At 61.9% G+C, this 24629-nt stretch carries 20 protein-coding genes, 1 tRNA gene and 1 pseudogene; 2 read left to right on the top strand and 20 right to left on the bottom strand.

Annotation, left to right across the window (positions count from 1 at the left end):
• From X727_RS1000000167435 to rpsL, 4 genes are all read right to left on the bottom strand, one after another.
• Window positions 1–170: GTP-binding protein (locus X727_RS1000000167435; protein WP_245266236.1), on the bottom strand; the 170-nt coding region annotated here is incomplete at its 3' end.
• A gap of 65 nt (window positions 171–235) precedes the next feature.
• Window positions 236–2326, bottom strand: coding sequence for an elongation factor G (fusA, locus tag X727_RS135745; RefSeq protein WP_023667430.1), 2091 nt, complete (start codon window positions 2324–2326; stop codon window positions 236–238).
• 30 nt (window positions 2327–2356) lie between these two features.
• Entirely contained in the window at window positions 2357–2827 is a 471-nt protein-coding gene (gene rpsG / locus X727_RS135750) for a 30S ribosomal protein S7 (protein ID WP_008875664.1), read from the bottom strand.
• 76 nt (window positions 2828–2903) lie between these two features.
• Window positions 2904–3275, bottom strand: coding sequence for a 30S ribosomal protein S12 (rpsL, locus tag X727_RS135755; RefSeq protein WP_006333356.1), 372 nt, complete (start codon window positions 3273–3275; stop codon window positions 2904–2906).
• A 495-nt stretch (window positions 3276–3770) separates the two neighbouring features.
• On the opposite strand from rpsL, the gene X727_RS135760 reads away from it, so the two are divergent.
• Window positions 3771–4052, top strand: a complete 282-nt coding sequence (locus tag X727_RS135760; protein ID WP_023746378.1) for a hypothetical protein — start codon at window positions 3771–3773, stop codon at window positions 4050–4052.
• A 105-nt stretch (window positions 4053–4157) separates the two neighbouring features.
• Window positions 4158–5093, top strand: a complete 936-nt coding sequence (locus X727_RS135765) for a Gfo/Idh/MocA family oxidoreductase (RefSeq protein ID WP_023746377.1) — start codon at window positions 4158–4160, stop codon at window positions 5091–5093.
• A gap of 46 nt (window positions 5094–5139) precedes the next feature.
• On the opposite strand, the gene X727_RS135770 is transcribed toward X727_RS135765, so the two are convergent.
• From X727_RS135770 to X727_RS1000000168310, 16 genes and pseudogenes are all read right to left on the bottom strand, one after another.
• Window positions 5140–5805, bottom strand: a complete 666-nt coding sequence (locus tag X727_RS135770; protein WP_023746376.1) for an O-methyltransferase — start codon at window positions 5803–5805, stop codon at window positions 5140–5142.
• Between the two features lie 78 nt (window positions 5806–5883).
• Window positions 5884–10080, bottom strand: a complete 4197-nt coding sequence (rpoC, locus tag X727_RS135775; RefSeq protein ID WP_023667434.1) for a DNA-directed RNA polymerase subunit beta' — start codon at window positions 10078–10080, stop codon at window positions 5884–5886.
• 147 nt (window positions 10081–10227) lie between these two features.
• Window positions 10228–14364, bottom strand: coding sequence for a DNA-directed RNA polymerase subunit beta (rpoB, locus tag X727_RS135780; protein ID WP_023746375.1), 4137 nt, complete (start codon window positions 14362–14364; stop codon window positions 10228–10230).
• Window positions 14365–14666: 302 nt separating this feature from the next.
• The gene (rplL, locus tag X727_RS135785; protein WP_023667436.1) at window positions 14667–15044 is read right to left on the bottom strand and encodes a 50S ribosomal protein L7/L12; all 378 of its coding nucleotides are present in this window, start codon (window positions 15042–15044) and stop codon (window positions 14667–14669) included.
• A 54-nt stretch (window positions 15045–15098) separates the two neighbouring features.
• Window positions 15099–15617, bottom strand: coding sequence for a 50S ribosomal protein L10 (rplJ, locus tag X727_RS135790; protein WP_023667437.1), 519 nt, complete (start codon window positions 15615–15617; stop codon window positions 15099–15101).
• 374 nt (window positions 15618–15991) lie between these two features.
• Window positions 15992–16690 (bottom strand): 50S ribosomal protein L1, encoded by a 699-nt coding sequence (gene rplA / locus X727_RS135795; RefSeq protein WP_023667438.1) that lies wholly within the window; start codon window positions 16688–16690, stop codon window positions 15992–15994.
• Between the two features lie 4 nt (window positions 16691–16694).
• Window positions 16695–17123: a 50S ribosomal protein L11 gene (gene rplK, locus X727_RS135800; RefSeq protein ID WP_006333334.1), complete on the bottom strand. Its 429-nt coding sequence runs from the start codon at window positions 17121–17123 to the stop codon at window positions 16695–16697.
• A gap of 172 nt (window positions 17124–17295) precedes the next feature.
• Window positions 17296–17823 carry a transcription termination/antitermination protein NusG gene (nusG, locus tag X727_RS135805; protein ID WP_006333333.1) on the bottom strand — a complete coding sequence of 176 codons (528 nt, stop codon included), beginning with the start codon at window positions 17821–17823 and terminating at the stop codon, window positions 17296–17298.
• Between the two features lie 27 nt (window positions 17824–17850).
• Complete coding sequence (gene secE, locus X727_RS135810) at window positions 17851–18054, bottom strand: preprotein translocase subunit SecE (RefSeq protein WP_023667439.1); 204 nt, start codon at window positions 18052–18054, stop codon at window positions 17851–17853.
• A gap of 489 nt (window positions 18055–18543) precedes the next feature.
• Window positions 18544–19011, bottom strand: a complete 468-nt coding sequence (locus X727_RS00610) for a hypothetical protein (RefSeq protein WP_023835496.1) — start codon at window positions 19009–19011, stop codon at window positions 18544–18546.
• 73 nt (window positions 19012–19084) lie between these two features.
• Complete coding sequence (locus X727_RS135815) at window positions 19085–19549, bottom strand: Hsp20 family protein (RefSeq protein WP_023835495.1); 465 nt, start codon at window positions 19547–19549, stop codon at window positions 19085–19087.
• A 429-nt stretch (window positions 19550–19978) separates the two neighbouring features.
• Window positions 19979–20054 (bottom strand) — tRNA-Trp (locus X727_RS135820).
• 159 nt (window positions 20055–20213) lie between these two features.
• The gene (locus tag X727_RS135825) at window positions 20214–20696 is read right to left on the bottom strand and encodes a group II truncated hemoglobin (RefSeq protein WP_023694880.1); all 483 of its coding nucleotides are present in this window, start codon (window positions 20694–20696) and stop codon (window positions 20214–20216) included.
• A 92-nt stretch (window positions 20697–20788) separates the two neighbouring features.
• Window positions 20789–22660, bottom strand: a complete 1872-nt coding sequence (locus tag X727_RS135830; RefSeq protein WP_245274250.1) for a hypothetical protein — start codon at window positions 22658–22660, stop codon at window positions 20789–20791.
• A gap of 113 nt (window positions 22661–22773) precedes the next feature.
• A complete protein-coding gene (locus X727_RS135835) occupies window positions 22774–24273 on the bottom strand; it encodes a hypothetical protein (protein ID WP_348524538.1) in 1500 nt (499 codons plus the stop codon).
• 282 nt (window positions 24274–24555) lie between these two features.
• Window positions 24556–24629 (bottom strand): annotated as a pseudogene (locus tag X727_RS1000000168310) (elongation factor Tu); the annotation flags it as partial.

Below are 24629 nucleotides of genomic sequence, written 5' to 3'. Positions count from 1 at the left end.
GTGATGCCGCGGGCCTTCTCTTCGGGCGCCGCATCGATCTGGTCGTAGCGCTTGTACTCGCCAAAATACTTCGTGATCGCCGCCGTCAGCGACGTCTTGCCATGATCGACGTGGCCAATCGTGCCAATGTTCACATGAGGCTTGTTACGCTCGAATTTACCTTTTGCCATGTGATGTCTCCAATCTGCTCGCCCGTACGGGCCTTGAATTAAGTTACCGATGCAACCCGTTCAGGTTACGCGTATTTCTTCTGGACTTCCTGGGCGACCGCGGTCGGCACAGGCTCATAGTGATCGAACTGCATCGTGTAGGCCGCGCGGCCCTGGCTCATCGAGCGCAGGTTGTCGACGTACTTGAACATGTTGGCCAGCGGCACCATCGCGTTGATGACGACAGCCACGCCACGCGCTTCCTGGCCCTGGATCTGGCCGCGACGGCCGTTCAGGTCGCCGATGACGCTGCCGACATAGTCTTCCGGCGTCACGACTTCGACCTTCATGATCGGCTCGAGCAGCTGCACGCCAAGCTTGGGTGCGGCTTCACGGAAACAGGCGCGGCCGGCGATTTCGAAGGCCAGGACGCTGGAGTCAACATCATGGTAAGCGCCGTCGATAAGCGTCGCCTTGACGCCGATCATCGGGAAGCCCGCGAACGGACCCGACGACATGACGCTGTTGATGCCCTTTTCGACACCCGGGATGTATTCCTTGGGAACCGCACCGCCGACGATCTTGGTCTCGAACTCGAACTCCGAGCTTTCCGGGTTCGGTTCGAACACGATCTTGACGCGGGCGAACTGACCGGTACCGCCGGTCTGCTTCTTGTGGGTGTAGTCCTGCTCGTGCCTGCGGGTGATGGTCTCGCGGTAAGCCACCTGCGGCGCGCCGACATTGGCCTCGACCTTGAACTCGCGGCGCATGCGGTCGACGATGATGTCGAGGTGAAGTTCGCCCATGCCCGAAATGATGGTCTGGCCGCTTTCCTCGTCGGTCTTGACGCGGAAGGACGGATCCTCGGCGGCCAGGCGGTGAAGGGCGAGGCCCATCTTTTCCTGGTCGTTCTTGGTCTTCGGCTCGATGGCGATCTGGATGACCGGATCGGGGAATTCCATGCGCTCGAGGATGACCGGGTGCAGCGGATCGCTGAGCGTATCGCCGGTGGTCGTGTCCTTGAGGCCGGCCAGAGCAACGATGTCGCCGGCAAAGGCTTCTTCGACGTCGGCGCGCGAATTCGCATGCATCTGCAGCATGCGGCCGATGCGCTCTTTCTTGCCCTTGACGGTGTTGTCGACCGAGATGCCCTTGGTCAGCTTGCCCGAATAGATGCGGGCAAAGGTCAGTGAGCCGACGAACGGGTCGTTCATGATCTTGAAGGCCAGCATCGACAGCGGCTCGTTGTCGTCGGCATGACGCTCGATCTCGGCGTCGGTCTTGGCGTCGACGCCCTTGATGGCGGGAACATCGGCCGGCGACGGCAGGTATTCGACGACGGCGTCGAGCAGCGGCTGCACGCCCTTGTTCTTGAAGGCCGAGCCACAGAACATCGGGTAGAACTTGACCGCGATGGTGCCCTTGCGGATCAGCGCGCGGATCTCGTCATTCGACGGCATCTTGCCTTCGAGGTAATTCTCGAGGGCCGTCTCGTCCATTTCGACGGCGGCTTCGATCATCTTCTCGCGGTATTCTTCGGCCCGGGCCTGAAGGTCGGCAGGGATCTCAACGACGTCCCAGGCAGCGCCCAGCGTCTCGTCGCGCCAGACCAGCGCGTTCATCTCGACGAGATCGACGACACCCTTGAACTCGGTCTCAGCGCCGATCGGCAGTTGCATGACGACGGCATGCGCACCAAGACGCGAGCCGATCATCTCGACCGAGCGGTAGAAGTCGGCGCCGATCTTGTCCATCTTGTTGCAGAAGATCATGCGCGGAACTTTATACTTGTCGGCTTGGCGCCAGACAGTCTCGGTCTGCGGCTCGACACCGGCATTGGCATCGAGCAGCGCAATGGCGCCGTCGAGCACGCGCAGCGAACGCTCGACCTCGATGGTGAAGTCGACGTGTCCGGGAGTGTCGATGATGTTGAAGCGGTACATCTTGCCGCTGCGACCCTTCCAGAAGGTCGTGGTGGCGGCGGACGTGATGGTGATGCCGCGTTCCTGCTCCTGCTCCATCCAATCCATGGTGGCAGCGCCGTCGTGGACTTCGCCGATCTTGTGCGACTTGCCCGTGTAATAGAGGACGCGCTCGGTGGTCGTCGTCTTGCCGGCGTCAATATGCGCCATGATACCGAAATTGCGGTAGTCTTCGATTTTGTATTCGCGGGCCATCGTGGATGCCTTCTCAGTCTCGTTCGCGCTTTACCAGCGGTAGTGCGCGAAAGCGCGGTTGGCTTCTGCCATCTTGTGGGTGTCTTCACGCTTCTTCACGGCGGTGCCGCGGTTGTTAGCCGCGTCCATCAGCTCGCCGGAGAGGCGGTCGACCATGGTGGTCTCGTTGCGGTTGCGCGCAGCTGCAATCAGCCAGCGGATCGCCAGGGCCTGGCGGCGCTCGGGGCGCACATCGACCGGAACCTGGTAGGTTGCGCCGCCGACGCGGCGCGACCGGACTTCCACATGCGGCGCGACATTGTCGAGCGCCTGATGGAAGACGGTGACCGGCTCCTGCTTAGTCTTCGACTGAACCTGGTCGAGCGCACCGTAGACGATGGTCTCGGCAACCGACTTCTTGCCGTCATACATGACGGCGTTCATGAACTTGGTAACGATCAGATCGCCGAACTTCGGGTCCGGATTGATCTCACGCTTTTCTGCACTGTGACGACGGGACATGGCTTTTGTCTCTCAATCTCGTAGCCCGACGCATTCAAGCAGCGCCAGGGCCGGAAAATCTTACTTCGGACGCCCCTTACTTCGGACGTTTGGCGCCGTACTTCGAACGGCGCTGCTTGCGGTTCTTCACGCCCTGCGTGTCGAGCACGCCGCGGATGATGTGGTAGCGCACGCCCGGAAGATCCTTGACGCGGCCGCCGCGGATCATGACCACGGAGTGTTCCTGAAGGTTGTGGCCTTCGCCGGGGATGTAGCCGATCACTTCAAAGCCGTTGGTCAGGCGGATCTTGGCCACCTTGCGCAGTGCCGAGTTCGGCTTCTTCGGCGTCGTTGTATAGACGCGCGTGCAGACGCCCCGCTTCTGCGGGTTCTGCTGCATGGCCGGGACCTTGTTGCGCTTCACCGGCGCAATGCGCGGCTTGCGGATCAGCTGGTTGACGGTAGGCATTAAACCCTCTTGTCTCTCAATTCCGTGTCTCGCCCGGTCAGGGCCGCTCAAAGCGCCAATTCCATACGCAAATTCGGGCCATAAACCGCGCCTCGCGGTCCTGCCCGAACAAAATGCAGAGGAAGCGGGAACCGCTTCATGCGCGCCGGAAATGTCTTTTCGCTCGTAAAACGAACCCTGTTTGAGGCAAACTCCAAAGCGTGTCGCTTCGGAAGGGAGAGCCTCACATCGGTTCTGACTGGGCGGCTTCTACTCGCAAGACCGTGAACCGTCAACCCCGGCACGCCAAATATTGCGCGCTGACGACGGCTTGGCAGCCATGCGAAAAACGCATGTAATTTTCTTTCTTCATTTTGCAAGGCAGAGGAAGAAAGTGACCGGGGCAGACAAGAAAGTGACCGGCTTTTGGCTGTCATGCGCGGGTTCTTCATGGCAAAAGGCGCCATGGACAGCCCAAAACCCCTCGCCCGCCCCCGTCTCAAGAGGAATCAGCCCGTGAACGACAATGAGGAACGCCCGGTCACCATCATCACCGGCCGCGTCTGGAAAAAGAAGGGCGGCAAGCCGGAAGGCGTCCATGTGATGCTGGTTGCGCCCGACGACGATTCGGCCGTGCGCCGGGTGCTCGAATCGCTTGCGGCCGAAGGCTATGCCGAAGTCGAGCTCGACCAGATCGGCGATATGGACGGCGAACCCGACGAGGAGCCGCATCTGTCAGCCTTTCAGGGTGCCCTCGAAGGTGAGGTGTCGATCGTCACGTTTGACGTGCCGCTCTGAGCGTCACAGGCTGCTTGCGCCTGTACCGCGCCGGCTTGCCCGGCACCGGTTCTCTGCTAAGAACCAAGCGACTTAACAAGCCAAATTCGAATCCGCGGAGTTCCCATGCCCTCGAACAATGGTCCCATCAAGCTCGGCATCGTCGGCGTCGGCAAGATCGTGCGCGACCAGCATCTGCCGGCAGTGGCCAAGGATGCGGACTACCGCCTCATCGCCGCTGCCAGCCGGCACGGCAAGGTGGACGGCATCCCGAATTTTCCGACCATTGAGGCGATGCTCGACGCGGTGCCCGACCTCGAGGCCGTCTCGCTGTGCATGCCGCCGCAGTTCCGCTACGACGCGGCACGCACGGCGCTGATTGCGAAGAAGCATGTTTTCCTGGAGAAGCCGCCGGGCGCCACCGTCAGTGAGGTCGAGGACCTGAAGCAGCTGGCGGCAGCCAATGGCGTTTCACTGTTCGCCAGCTGGCATTCGCGCTACGCGCCGGCAGTGGAGGCCGCGCGCGCCTTCCTGGCGTCGGCCAAGGTCAACTCGGCTGCCATCGCCTGGAAGGAAGATGTCCGCCGCTGGCATCCGAACCAGGATTGGATCTGGGCGCCGGGCGGTTTCGGCGTCTTCGATCCCGGCATAAACGCACTGTCGATCGCAACCCACATCCTGCCGGCGATGTTCATCATCTCGGCCGTCCTCGACTTCCCGGAAAACCGCGCCTCGCCTGTGGCGGCCCACGTGACCTTCCGTACCTCGGATGGGTTGCCGGTGACCATGGAGCTCGACTGGCTGCAGACGGGACCACAGAGCTGGGACATCTTGGCCGACACCGACAAGGGCAAGATGGTGCTGTCCGGCGGCGGCACCAAGCTCGCCATCGACGGCAAGGTGGTTCACGACGAGCCGGAAGCCGAATATCCCCAGCTTTACCGGCGCTTCGCTGAAATCGTACCCGCCGGCGTCTCCGATGTCGATTTGGCACCCCTGCAGCACGTGGCCGACGCCTTCATGCTCGGCAAGCGCAATGTGGTGGAAGCGTTCTTCGATTGAGCGATGAGTTCTGCCGGACCGCAGTCCGGACACTCATCATGCAGCCTTACTCGACGATCGCAATCGCAAACCCGTCATAGCCTTTGGCGCCGACGGTCTGGATGGCGGTGCCGTCCAGGCGCTTGTCGCCGCCGATGAAGGAAAACGCACCGCGTGCGCCTTCGACATACGCGTCACGGCCATCGTCGTTGAGCACGGTGCCGTCGCGGATGACGTTGTCGCAGATGATGACCGTCCCCGGCCGCGACAGGCGCATGGCCCATGACAGATAATTCGGATTGTTCGGCTTGTCGGCGTCGATGAAGATCAGATCGAACGGAGCGGCATTTTCGGCAACCAGCGTCTCAAGCGACTGAAGCGCGGGGCCGATCCTGAGCTCGACCTTGTCCGACACCCCTGCCCGCTCGAGATTCGAGTGCGCGACTTTTGCATGATGCGGCTCGAGTTCGAGCGTCACGATCTTGCCGCCGACGGGCAATCCCCTTGCCATCCAGATGGTCGAGTAGCCGCCAAGCGTGCCGATCTCCAGCACCTTCCTGGCGCCGCTGATGCGGACCAGCAGCGACAGCAGCTTGCCCTGCGCCGGCGATACGTCGATGGCCGGCAGGCCCTGGTCGCGGTTGGCCGCAAGCACCGCTTCGAGGATGGGATCTGCCTCGAAGAGAGAGGAAACGATGTAGTCGTCGACGTCAGTCCAAACCTTCTTGCTCATGTTTTCCTCGATTCGATTGGGGGTCAAAACGCGAAAAGGGGCCACTGGGCCCCCTTCCTTCTTCTCGTCCTACCGCGCTTACTGCGCGGCGTTGACCATGTCGGTCAGCATCGGCTCAGCGACCTCGACACCGGAGGCCTTGCGGCGCTCGTCGATGATCAGTTCGTCGCGCGAGGTGGCGATGCGCCGGATCTGGCTCATCGTGCCGCCGGTACCGGCCGGGATCAGCCGGCCGACGATGACGTTTTCCTTCAGGCCCTGCAGCATGTCGGTCTTGCCGGCAACCGCAGCTTCGGTCAGCACCCTGGTCGTCTCCTGGAAGGAGGCGGCCGAGATGAAGGACGGCGTCTGCAGCGAGGCCTTGGTGATGCCCAGCAGCACCGGCTGGCCTTCGGCCGGCTTCTTGCCGTCCTCGACCAGGCGCTCGTTGACCTCTTCCAGTTCGATCACGTCGACGTGGTCGCCCGGAATGTAGGTCGAGTCGCCCTGCACCGTGATCTCGACCTTCTGCAGCATCTGGCGAACGATCACCTCGATGTGCTTGTCATTGATCGACACGCCCTGCAGACGGTAGACTTCCTGGATTTCGTTCACGAGGTAGGAAGCAAGTGCTTCCACGCCCTTGATCGCCAGGATGTCGTGCGGCGCCGGATTGCCGTCGAGGATGTAGTCGCCCTTCTCGATGACGTCGCCGTCCTGGAGATGGAACGGCTTGCCCTTCGGGATCAGGTATTCGACCGGCTCAAGCGTCGAGTCATGCGGCTCGATGATGATGCGGCGCTTGTTCTTGTAGTCGCGGCCGAAGCGGATCGTGCCATCGATCTCGGCGATGATGGCGTGATCCTTCGGACGACGTGCCTCGAACAGTTCGGCAACACGCGGCAGACCGCCGGTGATGTCCTTGGTCTTGGCGCTTTCCATCGGGATACGCGCCAAAACGTCGCCGGGACGAACCTGCGAACCCGGCTCGACCGAAAGAATGGCCTCGACCGAGAGCAGGAAGCGGGCGTCGCCGCCCTTCGACAGCTTGCCGACCTTGCCCTTCGGGTCAAGGATGGCGATCGCCGGCTTGAGGTCGTTGCCGCGTGGCGTCGAGCGCCAGTCGATAACCTCGCGCTTGGTGATGCCGGTCGATTCGTCGGCCGTTTCCTGAACGGAAATGCCGTCGACCAGATCCTCGTACGACACCTTGCCCTCGATTTCGGTGAGGACGGGGCGGGTATAGGGATCCCATTCGGCGATACGCTGGCCGCGCTTCACCTTGTCGCCATCGTCCACGAAGATGCGCGAACCATAGGTAAGGCGATGCGAGGCACGCTCCTTGCCGGCTTCGTCGAGGATCAGCACCGCCATGTTGCGGCCCATGACCATCTGCTGGCCGTCCGAGTTGCGCACCACGTTGCGGTTGCGGATCTCGACCTTGCCCTCATACGAGGCTTCAAGGAACGAGCTGTCCACCACCTGCGCCGTACCGCCCATGTGGAAGGTACGCATGGTGAGCTGGGTCCCCGGCTCGCCGATCGACTGCGCCGCGATAACGCCGACGGCTTCGCCCTGGTTGACCGGGGTGCCGCGGGCAAGATCGCGTCCGTAGCAGACCGCACAGACGCCGATCCTGACCTCGCAGGTCAGTGCCGAGCGAATGCGGACCGACTGCACGCCGGCCTTTTCGATCTTTTCCACGTCACGTTCGTCCATCAGCGTTCCGGCCTTGACCAGAACCTCACCCGAAACCGGATGCGTGATGTCGTCGAGCGAGGTGCGGCCCAGCACGCGCTGGCCGACCGAAGCGACGACCTGACCGGCATCGACGATCGGCTGCATGGTGAGGCCCTTGTCGGTGCCGCAATCCACGGAGTTGACGATGCAGTCCTGCGCCACGTCGACCAGACGACGGGTGAGGTAGCCCGAGTTCGCCGTCTTCAAGGCGGTGTCGGCCAGACCCTTGCGGGCGCCGTGGGTCGAGTTGAAGTACTCGAGCACGGTCAGGCCTTCCTTGAAGTTCGAGATGATCGGCGTCTCGATGATTTCACCCGAGGGCTTTGCCATCAGGCCGCGCATGCCGGCGAGCTGACGCATCTGGGTGGGCGAACCACGCGCACCCGAATGCGACATCATGTAGATCGAGTTCATCGGCTTTTGACGGCCACTGTCCTCGAACTCGACGGCCTTGATGCGGGCCATCATCTCGTCGGCGACCTTTTCCGAGCACTTGGCCCAGGCGTCGACGACCTTGTTGTACTTCTCGCCCTGCGTGATCAGGCCGTCATTGTACTGCTGCTCGTATTCCTTGGCCAAAGCCTCGGTGTCGGAAACCAGCTTGATCTTGGCGTCCGGGATCAGCATGTCGTCCTTGCCGAACGAAATGCCGGCGCGGCAGGCGTGGCTGAAGCCGAGGGCCATGATGCGGTCGCAGAAAATGACCGTCTCCTTCTGACCGCAGTGGCGGTAGACGGTGTCGATCATCTTGGAGATGTTCTTCTTGGTCATCTCCTGGTTGGCCGTCTCGTAAGGCACATTGACGTTCTTCGGCAGCAGCTCGCCGATGATCATGCGGCCAGGCGTGGTGTCGTAGATTTTCGACACGACCTTGCCTTCGGCGTCGACCGTGCGGAAACGACCCTTGATCTTGGAGTGCAGCGTCACCGCCTTGGTCTCGAGCGCGTGCTGGAGTTCGCCCATGTCGGCAAACACCATGCCTTCGCCCGGCTCGTTCTGATTGACGATCGAGAGATAGTAGAGACCCAGGACCATGTCCTGCGAAGGCACGATGATCGGCGCGCCGGAAGCCGGGTGCAGGATGTTGTTGGTCGACATCATCAGCACGCGGGCTTCAAGCTGCGCTTCCAACGAGAGCGGCACGTGAACGGCCATCTGGTCGCCGTCGAAGTCGGCGTTGAAGGCCGTGCAGACCAGCGGATGCAGCTGGATCGCCTTGCCTTCGATCAGGATCGGCTCGAACGCCTGGATGCCGAGGCGGTGCAGCGTCGGTGCACGGTTCAACAGCACCGGATGCTCGCGGATGACCTCGTCGAGGATATCCCAGACTTCCGGACGCTCCTTCTCGACCAGCTTCTTGGCCTGCTTGACGGTCGAGGAGAACCCCTTGGCGTCGAGGCGGGCGTAGATGAACGGCTTGAACAGTTCGAGCGCCATCTTCTTCGGCAGGCCGCATTGGTGCAGCTTGAGCTCCGGACCGGTGACGATGACCGAACGGCCCGAATAGTCGACGCGCTTGCCGAGCAGGTTCTGGCGGAACCGGCCCTGCTTGCCCTTCAACATGTCGGACAGCGACTTCAGCGGACGCTTGTTGGCGCCGGTGATGACGCGGCCGCGACGGCCGTTGTCGAACAGCGCATCGACGGCTTCCTGCAGCATGCGCTTTTCATTGCGCACGATGATGCCGGGGGCGCGCAGCTCGATCAGCCGCTTCAGACGGTTGTTGCGGTTGATGACGCGGCGATAGAGATCGTTCAGGTCGGACGTCGCGAAACGTCCACCATCCAGAGGAACCAGCGGGCGCAGGTCCGGCGGGATCACCGGAACCACCTTCATGATCATCCATTCCGGACGGTTGCCGGACTCCATGAAGTTCTCGACGACCTTGAGTCGCTTCAGATACTTCTTCTGCTTCAGCTCGGACGTGGTCGAAGCCAGTTCCGAACGCAGGTCGCCGGCGATCTTCTCCAGGTCCATGCCGGCCAGAAGGTCATGAATGGCCTCGGCGCCGATCATGGCGGTGAACGAATCCTCGCCATACTCGTCGACGGCGATCATGTACTCTTCCTCGCTGAGCAGCTGGTGCTCCTTCAGCGCGGTTAGGCCAGGCTCGGTGACGATGTAGTTCTCGAAGTAGAGGACGCGCTCGATGTCCTTCAGGGTCATGTCGAGCAGCGTGCCGATGCGCGACGGCAGCGACTTCAGGAACCAGATGTGAGCGACAGGTGCCGCCAGCTCGATGTGGCCCATGCGCTCGCGGCGAACGCGCGACAGCGTGACTTCGACGCCGCACTTTTCGCAGATGACGCCCTTGTACTTCATGCGCTTGTACTTGCCGCACAGGCATTCATAGTCCTTGATCGGGCCAAAAATGCGCGCGCAGAACAGACCGTCACGCTCCGGCTTGAAGGTGCGGTAGTTGATGGTCTCCGGCTTCTTGATCTCGCCGAACGACCAGGACAGAATCTTCTCAGGGCTGGCGAGCGATATCCGGATGGAATCGAACACCTGCGCCGGCGCCTGCGGATTGAAGAGATTCATGACCTCTTGGTTCATGCCGTTCTCCTTTTCGGGGTCCTCGAAAACCCCTTGCATCTAACGCGGGCCAAATGCCCGCTGAGTGGTCGGCCCACTGGCCGTAGAATTTGTCGCATCCGGTCGCGGCGTTCCGCGACCGGATGTCTTGCTTACTCGGCCGCGCCCCTATTCGGCAGCATCTGGCAGCCGGACAGGGTTGTCGTCGAGCTTGGTATTCTCCAGCTCGACATTGAGGCCGAGAGACCGCATTTCCTTGACGAGCACGTTGAAGCTCTCGGGAATGCCGGCCTCGAACGTGTCGTCGCCGCGCACGATCGCCTCGTAGACCTTGGTGCGGCCGGCGACATCGTCCGACTTCACCGTCAGCATTTCCTGCAGCGTGTAGGCGGCGCCATAGGCTTCCAGCGCCCAGACCTCCATTTCGCCGAAGCGCTGGCCACCGAACTGCGCCTTGCCGCCCAGCGGCTGCTGGGTAACGAGCGAGTACGGACCGATCGAACGCGCGTGGATCTTGTCGTCCACCAGGTGGTGAAGCTTGAGCATATAGATATAGCCCATCGTCACCTTGCGATCGAACGGCTCGCCGGTGCGTCCGTCATAGAGCTGCGACTGACCGCTGGTGTGCAGGCCCGCCTGCTCCAGCATGATGTTGATGTCGACTTCATGCGCGCCGTCGAACACCGGTGTCGCGATAGAGACGCCGCGGCGCATCTGCTCGCTGAGGCGAACGATGCTCTCGTCGTCATATTCGCGGACCGGCTCGTTGCGGTCGTTGGCTGGGATGAAGCTCTCGAGCGTCTTGCGCAACGGCTTGATGTCTCCAACCGTCTTGTACGCGTCGATCAGCTCGCCGATCTTCTTGCCCATGCCCGCGCATGCCCAGCCCAGATGCGTTTCCAGGATCTGGCCGACATTCATGCGGCTCGGCACACCCAGCGGGTTGAGCACGATATCGGCATGCGTGCCGTCCTCGAGGAAAGGCATGTCCTCGACCGGAACGATGCGCGACACGACACCCTTGTTGCCGTGACGTCCGGCCATCTTGTCGCCCGGCTGCATCTTGCGCTTCACGGCCACGAAGACCTTGACCATCTTCATGACGCCCGGAGGCATTTCGTCGCCGCGCTGGACCTTCTCGACCTTGTCCATGAAGCGCTGCTCGAGCGCCTTCTTGGAATCGTCGTACTGGCCACGCAGGGCTTCCAGTTCGCTCTGGAGCTTTTCGTTCTCCACCGCAAACTGCCACCACTGCGAACGCGGATACTCGTCCAGCGTGTCCTTCGACAGCTTCGAGCCCTTCTTGAAGCCCTTCGGCCCGGCAATCGCTTCCTTGCCGACGAGAACGTCGGAAAGGCGCGAATAGACGTTGCGGTCGAGGATCGCCTGCTCGTCGTCGCGGTCCTTGGCGAGGCGTTCGATCTCCTCGCGTTCGATCGCCATGGCGCGCTCGTCCTTCTCGACGCCGTGGCGGTTGAACACGCGCACTTCGACGACTGTGCCGAAGGTGCCCGGAGGCATGCGCATCGAGGTGTCGCGAACGTCGGACGCCTTTTCACCGAAGATGGCGCGCAGGAGCTTTTCTTCCGGCGTCATCGGGCTTTCGCCCTTCGGCGTGATCTTGCCGACCAGGATGTCGCCCGGCTGCACTTCCGCGCCGATATAGACGATGCCGGCTTCGTCGAGGTTCTTCAGCGCTTCTTCCGAAACGTTCGGAATGTCGCGTGTGATTTCCTCCGGTCCAAGCTTGGTGTCGCGGGCCATGACCTCGAATTCCTCGATGTGGATCGAGGTGAAGACGTCGTCGGCCACGATGCGCTCGGAGAGCAGGATCGAGTCCTCGTAGTTGTAGCCGTTCCACGGCATGAACGCGACCAGCACGTTGCGGCCGAGCGCCAGATCGCCGAGCTCGGTCGACGGACCGTCGGCGATGATGTCGCCCTTGTTGACGCGGTCGCCCATGCGCACCAGCGGACGCTGGTTGATGCAGGTGTTCTGGTTCGAACGCTGGAACTTCATCAGCCGGTAGATGTCGACGCCCGACTTGCCGGGATCGAGATCTTCCGTGGCGCGGATGACGATACGCGTCGCGTCCACCTGGTCGACGATGCCGCCGCGGCGGGCGCCGATGGCGGCGCCCGAGTCACGGGCAACGATCGGCTCCATACCGGTGCCTACGAACGGCGCTTCGGCGCGCACCAGCGGCACGGCCTGACGCTGCATGTTGGAGCCCATCAGCGCGCGGTTGGCGTCGTCGTTCTCGAGGAACGGGATCAGCGCCGCGGCCACGGACACCATCTGCTTGGGCGACACGTCCATCAGATCGACGTTTTCGCGCGGCGCCATCATCACTTCGCCGGCGCTGCGGCAAATGACGAATTCGTCGACGAAACCACCATTCTTGTCGAGCTCGGCATTGGCCTGCGCGACGTGGTGCTTGGACTCTTCCATAGCGGAGAGATAGACGACCTCATTGGTCAGCTTGCCGTTGACGATCTTGCGGTACGGGCTTTCGATGAAGCCGTACTTGTTGACGCGCGCGAAGGTCGCCAGCGAGTTGATCAGACCGATGTTCGGGCCTTCCGGCGTCTCGATCGGGCAGATGCGGCCGTAATGCGTCGGGTGCACGTCCCGCACTTCGAAGCCGGCGCGCTCGCGGGTTAGACCGCCCGGTCCAAGTGCCGACAGGCGGCGCTTGTGGGTGATCTCCGACAGCGGGTTGGTCTGATCCATGAACTGCGACAGCTGCGAGGAACCGAAGAACTCGCGTACGGCGGCAGCCGCCGGCTTGGCGTTGATCAGGTCCTGCGGCATCACCGTGTCGATCTCGATCGAGGACATACGTTCCTTGATCGCGCGCTCCATGCGCAGCAGGCCGACGCGGTATTGGTTCTCCATCAGCTCGCCGACAGAACGCACGCGGCGGTTGCCGAGATTGTCGATGTCGTCGATCTCGCCCTTGCCGTCGCGCAGCTCGACCAGCGTCTTGACCACGGCCAGGATGTCGTCCTTGCGCAGCACGCGCACGGTATCCTCAGCCTTGAGCTCGAGGCGCATGTTCATCTTGACGCGGCCGACGGCCGACAGGTCGTAGCGCTCCGAGTCGAAGAACAGCGAGTTGAACATGGCTTCGGCGGTTTCAAGCGTCGGCGGCTCGCCCGGGCGCATGACACGGTAGATGTCGAACAGTGCGTCCTGGCGGCTCTCGTTCTTGTCGACGTTGAGCGTATTGCGGATGTAGGCGCCGACATTGACGTGGTCGATGTCGAGAACCTTGATCTCGCTTTCGCCCGTGCCGAGCAGCACCTTCAGCGTCTTTTCATCGATCTCGTCGCCGGCTTCGAGGAAAATCTCGCCGGTGCCGTAGTTGACGATGTCCTCGGCCAGGTAATTGCCGAGCAGATCCTCGTCGGTCGCCTTGATCGCCTTCAGACCCTTTTCGCCAAGCGCCCTTGCCTGGCGGGCGGTGATCTTCTTGCCGGCCTCGACGACAACTTCGCCTGTGTCGGCATCGACGAGGTCGCCAACGGCCTTGAGGCCGCGGAAACGCTCGACGTTGAACGGGATGCGCCAGTGGTCGCCGGCGCGCTTGTAGGTGATCTTGTTGTAGAAGGTCGACAGGATCTCTTCGCCGTCCATGCCGAGCGCCATCAAGAGCGACGTCACCGGAATCTTGCGGCGGCGGTCGATGCGGGCATGCACGACGTCCTTGGAATCGAACTCGATGTCGAGCCACGAACCGCGATAGGGAATGACGCGCGCCGCAAACAAAAGCTTGCCCGAGGAGTGCGACTTGCCCTTGTCATGGTCGAAGAAGACGCCCGGCGAACGGTGCATCTGCGAGACGATGACGCGCTCCGTGCCATTGACGATGAAGGTGCCGTTGAGCGTCATGAGCGGCATGTCGCCCATATAGACGTCCTGCTCCTTGATGTCCTTGATCGACTTTGCGCCGGTATCCTCGTCGATATCGAACACGATGAGGCGCAGCGTCACCTTGAGTGGCGCGGCATAGGTCAGGTCGCGCTGACGGCATTCGTCAACGTCGAATTTCGGTCCTTCGAACTCGTACTTCACGAACTCCAGCATCGAGGAGCCGGAGAAATCGGAGATCGGGAAAACCGACTTGAAAACGGCCTGCAGTCCCTCGTCCGGACGCCCACCCTTGGGCTCCGCCACCATCAGGAACTGGTCATAGGATGCTTTTTGAACCTCGATCAGGTTCGGCATCTCCGCAACTTCCGGAATCTTTCCGAAGAATTTGCGTACGCGTCTGCGGCCATTGAAAGTCTGGGTCTGGGCCATCGTCGCTCCTTAGCTATAAACTCGGGGCGAGCCTCGCCGCGGCTCACCTTGCATGCGCGGCCACCTCGGCGGCGGCCCCTGATCTGTTTCCCGCCGCCTGGCGGCGACGGCTAAAACGGGAGAAAACCCGTTTCCTGAAGGCCGGTTTCGGCCCTCAGGAAAGAGGTTCTCGTACATCTCGCGCTACGCATCCTCCCCTCTGGTGAAGGGAGTGGCGGACGGCGCGAGGCCGCCCGCCGCTTTTACGCTTACTTNGGTGAAGGGAGTGGCGGGCGGCGCGAGGCCGCCCGCCGCTTTTACGCTTACTTCAGGTCGACCTTGGCGCCGGCTGCTTCCAGCTGGGCCTTGAACTTCTCAGCGTCAGCCTTGGAAACGGCTTCCTTGACCGGCTTCGGAGCTGCTTCGACCAGATCCTTGGCTTCCTTGAGGCCCAGGCCGGTGATGGCGCGGACTTCCTTGATGACGTTGATCTTCTGAGCGCCTGCCTCGGTGAGGACGACGTCGAATTCCGTCTTTTCCTCAGCCGGAGCAGCAGCAGCGGCAGCGCCGCCGGCAGCGGCAACCGCCACCGGAGCAGCAGCCGAAACGCCCCACTTTTCTTCCAGAAGCTTCGACAACTCGGCCGCCTCGAGGACGGTCAGCTTCGAAAGGTCGTCTACGATCTTTGCCAGATCAGCCATTGTTGTATTCCTTCATCAGGTTCGAACGTGTGTTTGTGATAGCGAGGAACGGCCTCATGCCGCCTCGTCCTTCCGGGCGTAAGCGCCGATGACGCGCGCGACCGAAGCCGCTGGCGCATTGACGATCTGGGCGATCCGGGTTGCCGGCGTGGCGATCATGCCAACCAGCCTGGCGCGCAACTCATCGAGCGACGGAAGTGTGGCGAGTGCCTTCACACCGTCGGCGTTGAGCGAGGTGGTGCCCATTGCGCCGCCGAGAATGACCAACTTGTCATTTCCCTTGGCGAAATCGGACGCGACCTTCGGCGCCGCAATCGGATCCTCCGAATAAGCGATCAGCGTCTGTCCCTTGAACAGGTCGATGATCGATGCGGAGTCCGTGCCCTGAAGAGCGATTTTGGCGAGACGGTTCTTCGCGACTTTGACGGTGCCACCGGCAGCGCGCATTTTCGACCGAAGGTCGTTCATTTGCGCGACGGTGATACCGGCGTAGTGGGCCACGACGACTGAACCAGCGCCTGCAAAAGCACCATTCAGGCCCGTGACGAGTTCGCGTTTTTCCGCTCTGTCCACTGCCTATCTCCAGTTGACCCCTGCCCCGCTAGTGGGACAGGCGTCGGGTTGCCTTTTTGCCGGCCGGGCCATCCATTACAGATCTCCCGAACGACGCTCGAGGATCCTGCCCCCTTTCGCCACATCGACGGCAAGCCGGAGATGCGCAGACAAAAGGCAAACACGGTTCGAACCTTTCATTGGAGCTTGTCGCTCCGTTGTCCGGTTTTCACCCGTCTCATGCAGGCCTAGTTCAATTAAGGCTTCTGGGCCGCCTGCAATCTCGGACAGGATTTCCGGAAGCCTCTCGACTTCCGGTACCGGGCCGCCGACAAGTCGGAGGCCCGGAATTCACTTGCGGATCAGCGCCTTGGCAGCCGATCCAGATGTTCGTATCAAGACGCTGCGAGCGTCGAGACGTCGAGCTTGAGGCCCGGGCCCATCGTCGAGGTGACCGACACCTTCTTGACGTAGTTGCCCTTGGCGCCAGCCGGCTTTGCCTTGGTCACGGCATCGGCGAAGGCGCGGACGTTTTCTTCCAGCGCCTTGACGTCGAACGAGACCTTGCCGACGCCGGCATGAACGATGCCGGCCTTCTCGACGCGGAACTCGACAGCGCCGCCCTTCGATGCCTTGACGGCGGCGGCGACGTCGGTGGTGACGGTGCCGACCTTCGGGTTCGGCATCATGCCGCGCGGGCCCAGCACCTTGCCCAGACGGCCGACCAGCGGCATCATGTCCGGCGTGGCGATGCAGCGATCGAAGTCGATCGTGCCCTTCTGGACGATGTCGACCAGATCCTCGGCACCGACGATGTCGGCGCCGGCGGCGCGAGCCTCATCGGCCTTGCCGCCACGTGCGAACACGGCGACGCGGACAGAGCGGCCGGTGCCGTTCGGCAGGTTGACCACGCCGCGGACCATCTGGTCGGCATGGCGCGGGTCGACGCCGAGGTTCATCGCAACTTCGATGGTCTCGTCGAACTTCACCGTCGAACGGTCCTTGAGCAGCTTCAGCGCCTCACCAAGGGCATAGGCCTTGTTGGGGTCGATGCCGTCGCGGGACTTCGATACACGCTTTGCAATCTTTGCCATGATCTCAGCCCACCACTTCCAGACCCATCGAGCGGGCGGAGCCCTCGACCATGCGCATGGCCGCCTCGACGTCGTTTGCGTTCAGATCCTTCATCTTCTGTTCGGCGATGGCGCGCACCTTGTCGCGACCGATCGTGCCGGCCTTGATCTTGCCCGGCTCTTTCGAACCCGAAGTCAAGTTCGCCGCCTTTTTCAGGAAGTAGCTCACCGGCGGCGTCTTCATGACGAAGGTGAAGGACTTGTCCTGGTAATAGGTGATGACGACCGGGATCGGCGATCCCTTTTCCATTTCCTGGGTCTGCGCGTTGAACGCCTTGCAGAATTCCATGATGTTGATGCCGCGCTGACCAAGTGCCGGGCCGATCGGCGGAGACGGCGTAGCCGATCCCGCTTTGACCTGGAGCTTGAGCTGGCCTGCAATTTTCTTAGCCATCTCTTTCCTGCCTTTATCTCATGCCGGCCCCAATATCGGGAACACCGGCGGTTGCAGTCTGGTGGTGCGGTCCGCGCGGCCGGCTAAAGCCGCATTCGCCTCCCACCCGTTCATGGCCGCGCGCTTTCCGCGCCGCCTCCCCTTGCCGGCGAACCGGCGCAGGGTTTTCGGATCAGCCCTTTTCGACCTGTCCGAATTCCAGATCGACCGGCACGGCGCGCCCGAAGATCGAAACTTCCACCTTGAGCCGCGCCCGCTCCTCGTCCACTTCCTGGACGAAACCGTTGAACGAGGCGAACGGACCATCCGAAACGCGGATCGCCTCGCCGATCTCGAAAGTGACCGAGGGCTTCGGCCGCTCGACGCCTTCCTGAACCTGGTTCAGGATGCGCTGCGCCTCGGCTTCGGTGATCGGCACCGGCTTGGAGTCACCGAGGAAGCCGGTGACCTTCGGCGTGTTCTTGACCAGCGAGAACACCGCATCGGTCAGATTGGCCTTGAGCAGCACATAGCCCGGAAAGAACTTGCGCTCGGCATCGACCTTGCGGCCGCGGCGGATTTCGACGACCTTCTCGGTCGGCACCACGATCTGCTCGATATCGGCGGACAGGCCCTTCTGCTTGGCCTTGTTCTCAATGTCCTCGGCGACCTTCTTTTCGAAGTTCGAATAGGCGTGGACGATGTACCAGCGCGCGGTCATTTCAAGACTTCTCCGTAATCGCCGGACTTAATGGCCGAGGCTCAGTAACCGCTCGATCGCGTAGCCCATGGCCACGTCGGCGGTGAAGAAAAAGATCATCGCGATGACCGCGAATACGAGCACCATCACCGTCGAGATCATCGTCTCCCGGCGCGACGGCCAAGTCACCTTGGCAGTTTCCGCGCGGACCTGCTGGAGAAAGACGAAAGGATTTGTGGTTTTCGAAGCCATATGCCGCTCTGTCTTCAAGACCCGTTGGCCGGGTCTCCTGGATGATCCCGCTGGCCGGGACGTGCCGCCTGGGTTCAAGTCAACGCCGAATCAGCGCCATTTCGCCCATGCAAATCGGACGCGTAAAGCCGGCTTCCCAGCTCCACGCGTCGCGTGTCTGTTGTGTCTACATAAAACCGATTCTTGATCCACGCAAGTGGCAAGTGTCCGCTTTATGACCAAACGCCGCCTCGGAACCATCCAGTCGTCCCGTCCCGGCTATCGAGGCCTTATGCCTCAGTTCGCCCAATATGGCAAGCCACCTGCCCTTTTTCAATGCCGGACCCCAATTCCAGGAGGTGGATCCGGAAATCAGGCACGCGATTACAAGTTCGAGGAAATGGCGTTGCGGACGAACCTGCGACCTGCTGTTTTGGAAACCAAATGAAGCGCACGCAAGATTGGAATCCAGCTGCCCATGCCGAGGCAGCTGGATCAACCCAGGGTTAGTTAGGCACAGGCGAGTTCGACCCCGGCCACTGCGCCGATTCCGCATGGTGGGCGTGGGCGCGGCGCGATCGCTGCCGGGCACGGGGGCGGGTCGTCGTCATCGTCGGGGCCGAAAGAACGGCCACGACGCCGCCAAGCTTTGAGACCGCTGCGGCGCGTGGAGGGTCGCCAAGGCAGCACCCGGCCTGAAGTCTCTTTCCCCAGCGTGGGTTTCTCATCCAGAGCCTTCAACGCCCTCAGAATCTGGTCGACAGGGATTACCGTGCCGTTGTCCAGGCGGCGCAAGGCAGGCTGGTTTTCCACCGCGCAGGCATCGGACGCCCACGAGGAAAGCAGTGCCCGCTTTTCTCCACGGCTGAGGCGTGGATGGTTGATGACGTCGTCTGGATTGTCGAGCAGGCACAAAGAAGTTTCAATTTTGCCCGAGCGTGCCGCAGAAAGTGTCGGTGTCTCGTAGAAGTTGTCCATCTCCATTCTCCGCAATCTGGGCCTCCCGGCCGAAGCCGGGAGGCGGACCGCAGGGATAACTGAATCGATACGATCAGGCCGCTTTGCGGGTGCGTTCCGTATCCTGGGCGATCTGCTTGCCGCCCACCTGGGCGTCGCCGGCCCCGATGCTGATGCGGCGCGGCTTCAGCTCTTCGGGAATCTCACGGACGATGTCGATGGTCAGGAGACCGTTCTCAAGGTTTGCTGCCTTGATCTTCATGTGGTCGGCAAGCTTGAACGTCTGCCTGAAACTGCGGTAGGCGATGCCCTGGTGCAGCAGCTGGCGTCCGCTCTGGTCATCAGCCTTCTGGCCTACCACGACCAGTTCGGGTCCATGCTGGGTCAGCTCAACCTCATCCTGGCTGAAGCCTGCGATGGCCATCGAGATACGGTAATCGTTCTCGTCGACCTTCTCGATGTTATAGGGCGGCCAGTCCGGACGCGTGCCGCTGTCGAGCATGTCGAAAAGACGGTCAAAACCGACGGTGCTGCGATAGAGAGTATCAAAGGTTCTCATAGCCACATCCTCCTTGAAGCAACATGGGTACAAGGGCGCCGCCCAGCAGCGCCGCCTTTTGTCAAGCCAATCGGCCTCGGCGGGAAACGAATTAGGAAGGGCTGAAAACCGGTTCAAGAGCCCTATTCAAAAAAATTCCAGAAGCCAGGCCAGCATCCCGCTTCCAATAATTCGCAGCCGCTGAAAAGCAGCCGGCGGCAGCAAAATAGGCCTATTCTGAATTGTGAACGCAAATGGCAATTGGCTCGCCAATGGCAGTTGAATCAAGGAAATCGGTTCGTGGAAATACGCCGACTTCGGCATTGCGCATCAGCGCTCTCGCTCTGCGCATGCCTTCGGAACGTCGCTCGTCGAGTACGCGGCTTCAGCCCAACCAAACGAGGAGCCAAAACAAGGCGTTTCTAAAATGCCGGATTCCAACGAGGAAAATGGCACGGGCAGCAGGGCTCGAACCTACGACCTGCGGTTTTGGAGACCGCCGCTCTACCAACTGAGCTATGCCCGTACGCGCGTTTCAGCGCAGGCGCTTCCTAAAAGCTTCCGGGCGCGCTGTAAAGAGTTGTCTGACGCGCTTTCAGATCCTTTGCCAAAATCCGAATAGGTGATGACCAGCCCGTCCCTGCCTATCTCGATTTTTCGCCTGCCTGAAGCCGCATGCCGGCGCTCAGCCCCCGGCCGGCGGCTTGTACGGCCCGCCCGGCACGCCCCAGCCCCAGGCCGGCATCGGTTCGGTCTGCGGGTCGCAGGTCTCGCCGAGGGTGGAATTCATCTTGGCAAGCCGTGACCCCCATTCGACATAGCCCATGAAGGCGGAACGGAATTCGGGATCGTCCGGCAGCCCGACCGCATCGGCGGCATCGGCAAGCAGGCTGATCCAGCGGCGGCGCTGTTCCTCCGTCAGATGCTTGCCCAAGTGATGCATGACCATCTCGCGATGGCCGCCATGCTGTTCGCTGTAGGTCTTGGGTCCGCCAAAAACCTCGCCGATGAAGGCCGCGACATGCGCCGGATGATCCGGGGACATGTGTTTGAACACCGGGCCGACCACCGGGTCGCGGGACACCTTGTCGTAAAAGGTTTCCGTCAGCCGATTGAGGGCTTCGATGCCGCCGGCCCATTCGTAGAGTGTCGGGATGTCCTGGCTCATTGTCGATCCTCCGCCAGCCCGGCGCCGGCACGACGATAGCGGAAATCGCGCCCTGCTCAACCTGCCTCGATGGCGAGTGTGAACCCGCCGCGCTACAATTTGGCCGGCGCTTCGGCCTGGGCGTTGGGCGACGGCGCCACGCGGCAGTTCTCAGCTTTCGGCACCGACTTGCAGATGCCGGGACCCGTCAGCGCATCCACCGACTGGGGCCCGGTCGTCAGCCCGACCTCCAGCATCATATCAGGGTCGAGCTCACGCTCGGCGAAACGGTCCTGAAGCGCTGTGAACAGACGGGGGCTGATCGCCATCTCATTCAGATACGTCTTCACCAATTGCTTCTGTCCCATCAGGTAGAAGCTGAGTCGCGCCTGGGGGCCGACAAACCGTCTGGCGCCACCGGCCAGCATGAGCGCGCAGGCCGAATCGCAGTCGGCTCCGGCGTCGAAGCTCAGCCCGGCATAGATGCCGTCCTCGACCGGGTCACCGATATCGGTGCGGCCAACGGCGACGTCGAGCTTCTTTTCATGGATGATCCGTCCGGTCGCCAGAGCGCTGAACAAGTCTCCGCCTCGTGAGCTGATCACCACGGGCAGCCGCCGGTTGCCAAGCGTGTCGAGTAATTGGCGCAATTTTTGCGGTGTCTGAGGCGTGATCGCGCCTTGCGCAGAAATCCATTGCGGACACTGCGGCGTGCAATGCTGGTCGCTGCCGCGGACCACGACAAAGCTCATATCCACACGAGCCGCTGCGGGGTCCGGCAAAGGCTTTGTGACAGCGGCGGGCTTGGCTGCCACATTCGCGAGCTTGACTGCGACCGTCGTGGCAGCGACCGGCGGCGTCGGCTTGCCTGCCGGTCCAGGCACTTCCCGGCAGTTCGGAGCCGGCGGGTCGAACATGCACAAACTTGCTCTGGTAAACAGCTCAAGAGTGTCCGTGCTGGTCGCCAGTTTCATCGTCAGCATATCGTGGAGGCCGATCTGCCTGATGTCGCTCGCCGGCGTCGCCTTCATCAAGTCCAGCACGCCCTGCCCGATACCCATCTCTCGGAGATAGGCCGAGATCTTTCTCGCGTACCCCTTGCTCATCTCATAGGTCTTGTAGCTTTCACCTTGAGTGACCGTTTGCGTGGTGACCCGATATTTTTTGCCCCGTTTGACGCGATATGTGGTCCGGTAGTGCGTTGTGGAGGGGAACCAGGTGGTGGTGATCTGATGAACACCCAGATAGTTCCAGCCGCCGGCCACGCGGCGGACGCCACCGGCAAACATCAGCGGACAGGCGGAGTTGCAGCTGGCGCCATCAGACGCCCGGCCGAGATAGGCGGAACCTTTGCCGTAACTAAAACCACAACCATCCGTCCCGGGCCAACAGTCGGAAAACTCGGTCTTGCCTACGGCGATATCGAGCTTGTTCTTGCGGATTATCCGGCCAAGTTCGAGCGCTGCATTGACGTTGCCGCCAAAGGAATTGACGATGATGGGCAGTTTGCGGCTGCCAAGCTTCTTCAAGGTACGCTTGAGCAAGGCTGGCGTGCCGGCTGAGATGTCGCCTTCGGCGGAGATCCACTCCGGACAATTGGGCTCGCAGCCAGGTGCGCTGCTGCGCGTGACGACAAACTGCATCTCCGAGTGATCGTCGGTCCATATCGTCGGATCGGTCGGATAGAGCACTCCCTGCAGAGGGGGTACTGTCTGCCATGTCCCGGGGGAGGCATCCTCGGCCTTCGCGGCGAAGGCAGCCATCGCCATCGCGGCCACCGTCGACAGCCGGACCAGCCCGCGCCGCCACCGTCCCACAGTGTCTGAACGTTGTCCCAAAACCACGCCCGGCAAACCCCTCAATGCAATCCATAATAGTTGCGGCGACGGTGCTTGCAATAGCTTTGAAACAATCGTGCAATACTTGTGCCGCGCAACGCCGGAAACAAAAAGGCAGCCCCAAAGACCGCCCTTTTCCTGGTCCATCCGGCTGACACCGGCTCGACTATTTCTCGATGGTGATGACGACGCCGGCACGACGGTGCGGCCGCCTTCACGGAAGGCGAAGCAAGGCTTCTCTTCCATGACGATAGGCGCGATCAGCCATTGGACGACGGCACCACGCGGCAATTCTCAGGTTTCGGCGCCGATCTGCAGATGCTGGACCCCGTCAGCGCATCCACCGACTGGCGCCCGGTCGTCAGGCCGACCTCCAGCATCATGTCGGGTTCGAGCTGACGCTCGACCGAACTGCCCTGGAGCGCCCGGAACAAAGCGGGGCTGATCGCCATCTCGTCGAGGTAGGATTTGACCGCCTGCTTCTGCCCCATCAGATAGAGGCTGAGCCGCGCCTGGGAACCGACAAGCCGCCTGGCGCCACCGGCCAGCATGAGCGCGCAGGCCGAATCGCACTCGCCGTCGCCATCGACGCTCAGCCCGGCATAGGCGCCGTCCCTGGCCAGGCAATTCCACTCTGCCGGGTCGCAGCCGACGAAATCGGTGCGGGCAACGGCAACGTCGAGCTTCTTTTCATGGATGATCCGGCCCGCCGCCAGGGCGCCGGAGAGGTCTCCGCCTCGCGAGCTGATCACCACCGGCAGCCGCCGGTTGCCAAGCGTGGCGAGCAATTGGCTGAGTTTCTGCGGCGTCTGGGGCGTAATCGCGCCTTGCGCTGCAATCCATTCCGGGCAGTCGGGATTGCAGAGCGGGTTGCTGCCGCGAACCACGACAAAGCGCATGCCGTCATCGTGCGGCGCGCTCTCCGGCTTCACCGGCAGCGGCGCAGCCTTTGCCACGTCCGGCAGGCCGCCGGCTGGCTTGTTCTCCGGTATCTCCCGGCAATTCGGAGCCGGAAGGTTCAGCCTGCACAGGCTTGCGCTGGTCAGCAAATCTGCAGCGTCGTCGCTGGTGACCAGCTTCATTGTCAGCATGTCGCTGAGGTCGATCTGCTGGATGTCGCTGGCCGGCGTGCTCTTCATCGTCTCGATGATGCTGAGGTCGACACCCATCTCCTTGAAATAGGCGGACAGCTTGCGCTCCACCCCCTTGCTCATCTCGTAGGTCTTGTAGCTGCCGGTGTTCTTGCGGCTGACGACCTTCTTGCTGATGACCCGCTTCTTGCCTTTCACGATCCGGTAGCGGACCTGATATTGCACGTTCATCTGCACGATCGTGGTCGTGATCTGGTGGACGCCGAGATAGGCCAGCGGCCCGACCAGGCGCCTGGTGCCGCCGGCCAGCATCATTGGACAAGCGGACGCGCAATAGCTGCCGAGCACATAGGGGCTGCCGATATAGTGCGCGCCTCTGGCGTCGTTCTCCTTGCAGTTTTTCATCCCCGGCTCGCAGCCGACGAACCACGTCCTGCCGACCGCGATGTCGAGCTTGTTCTTGCGTATCATCCGGCCCATGGCGATGGCCGCATCGACATCGCCGCCCGGAGAGTTGATGACGATCGGCAATTTGCGGCCGCCGAGCGTTTTCAGGGCAGCCTTGAGCAGCGCCGGCGACTTGGCCGATATCGCACCCTCGGCCGATATCCATTCCGGACAGCTCGGCTCACAGCCCGCCGCGTCGCTACGCACGACGACGAACCGCATCGGCGGATCCGGATCCGGCTCTGAATTTTTTGTCTCGGCCGCGAAGGCGGCGCTGCCCACGGCAAGCATCGACACCAGGCAGATCAGCCCCAGTGCCAACCATGGCCGACTATGCAAACGGTGCTGTGGAACCATCCGACCAAGCCCTCAACCCAATCTATACTGTAGAGGCTCACAGACTTGCAACAGAGATTGGGACCCCAAACAGGCACATCTGGCCAACGAAAAAGGGCGGCCCGAGGGCCGCCCCTATCCGTTTCGATCCGGCGATGCCGGGCTCGATTACTCTTTGATGGTGACGACGATGCCGGCACCGACGGTACGGCCGCCTTCACGGATGGCGAAGCGCAGCTTCT

This window comes from Mesorhizobium sp. L103C105A0 (genome assembly GCF_000502215.1).
Taxonomy (GTDB): Bacteria; Pseudomonadota; Alphaproteobacteria; order Rhizobiales; family Rhizobiaceae; genus Mesorhizobium.
The sequence above is the reverse complement of the archived record's forward strand: the minus strand, read 5'-3'. Positions and strand labels throughout refer to the sequence as shown.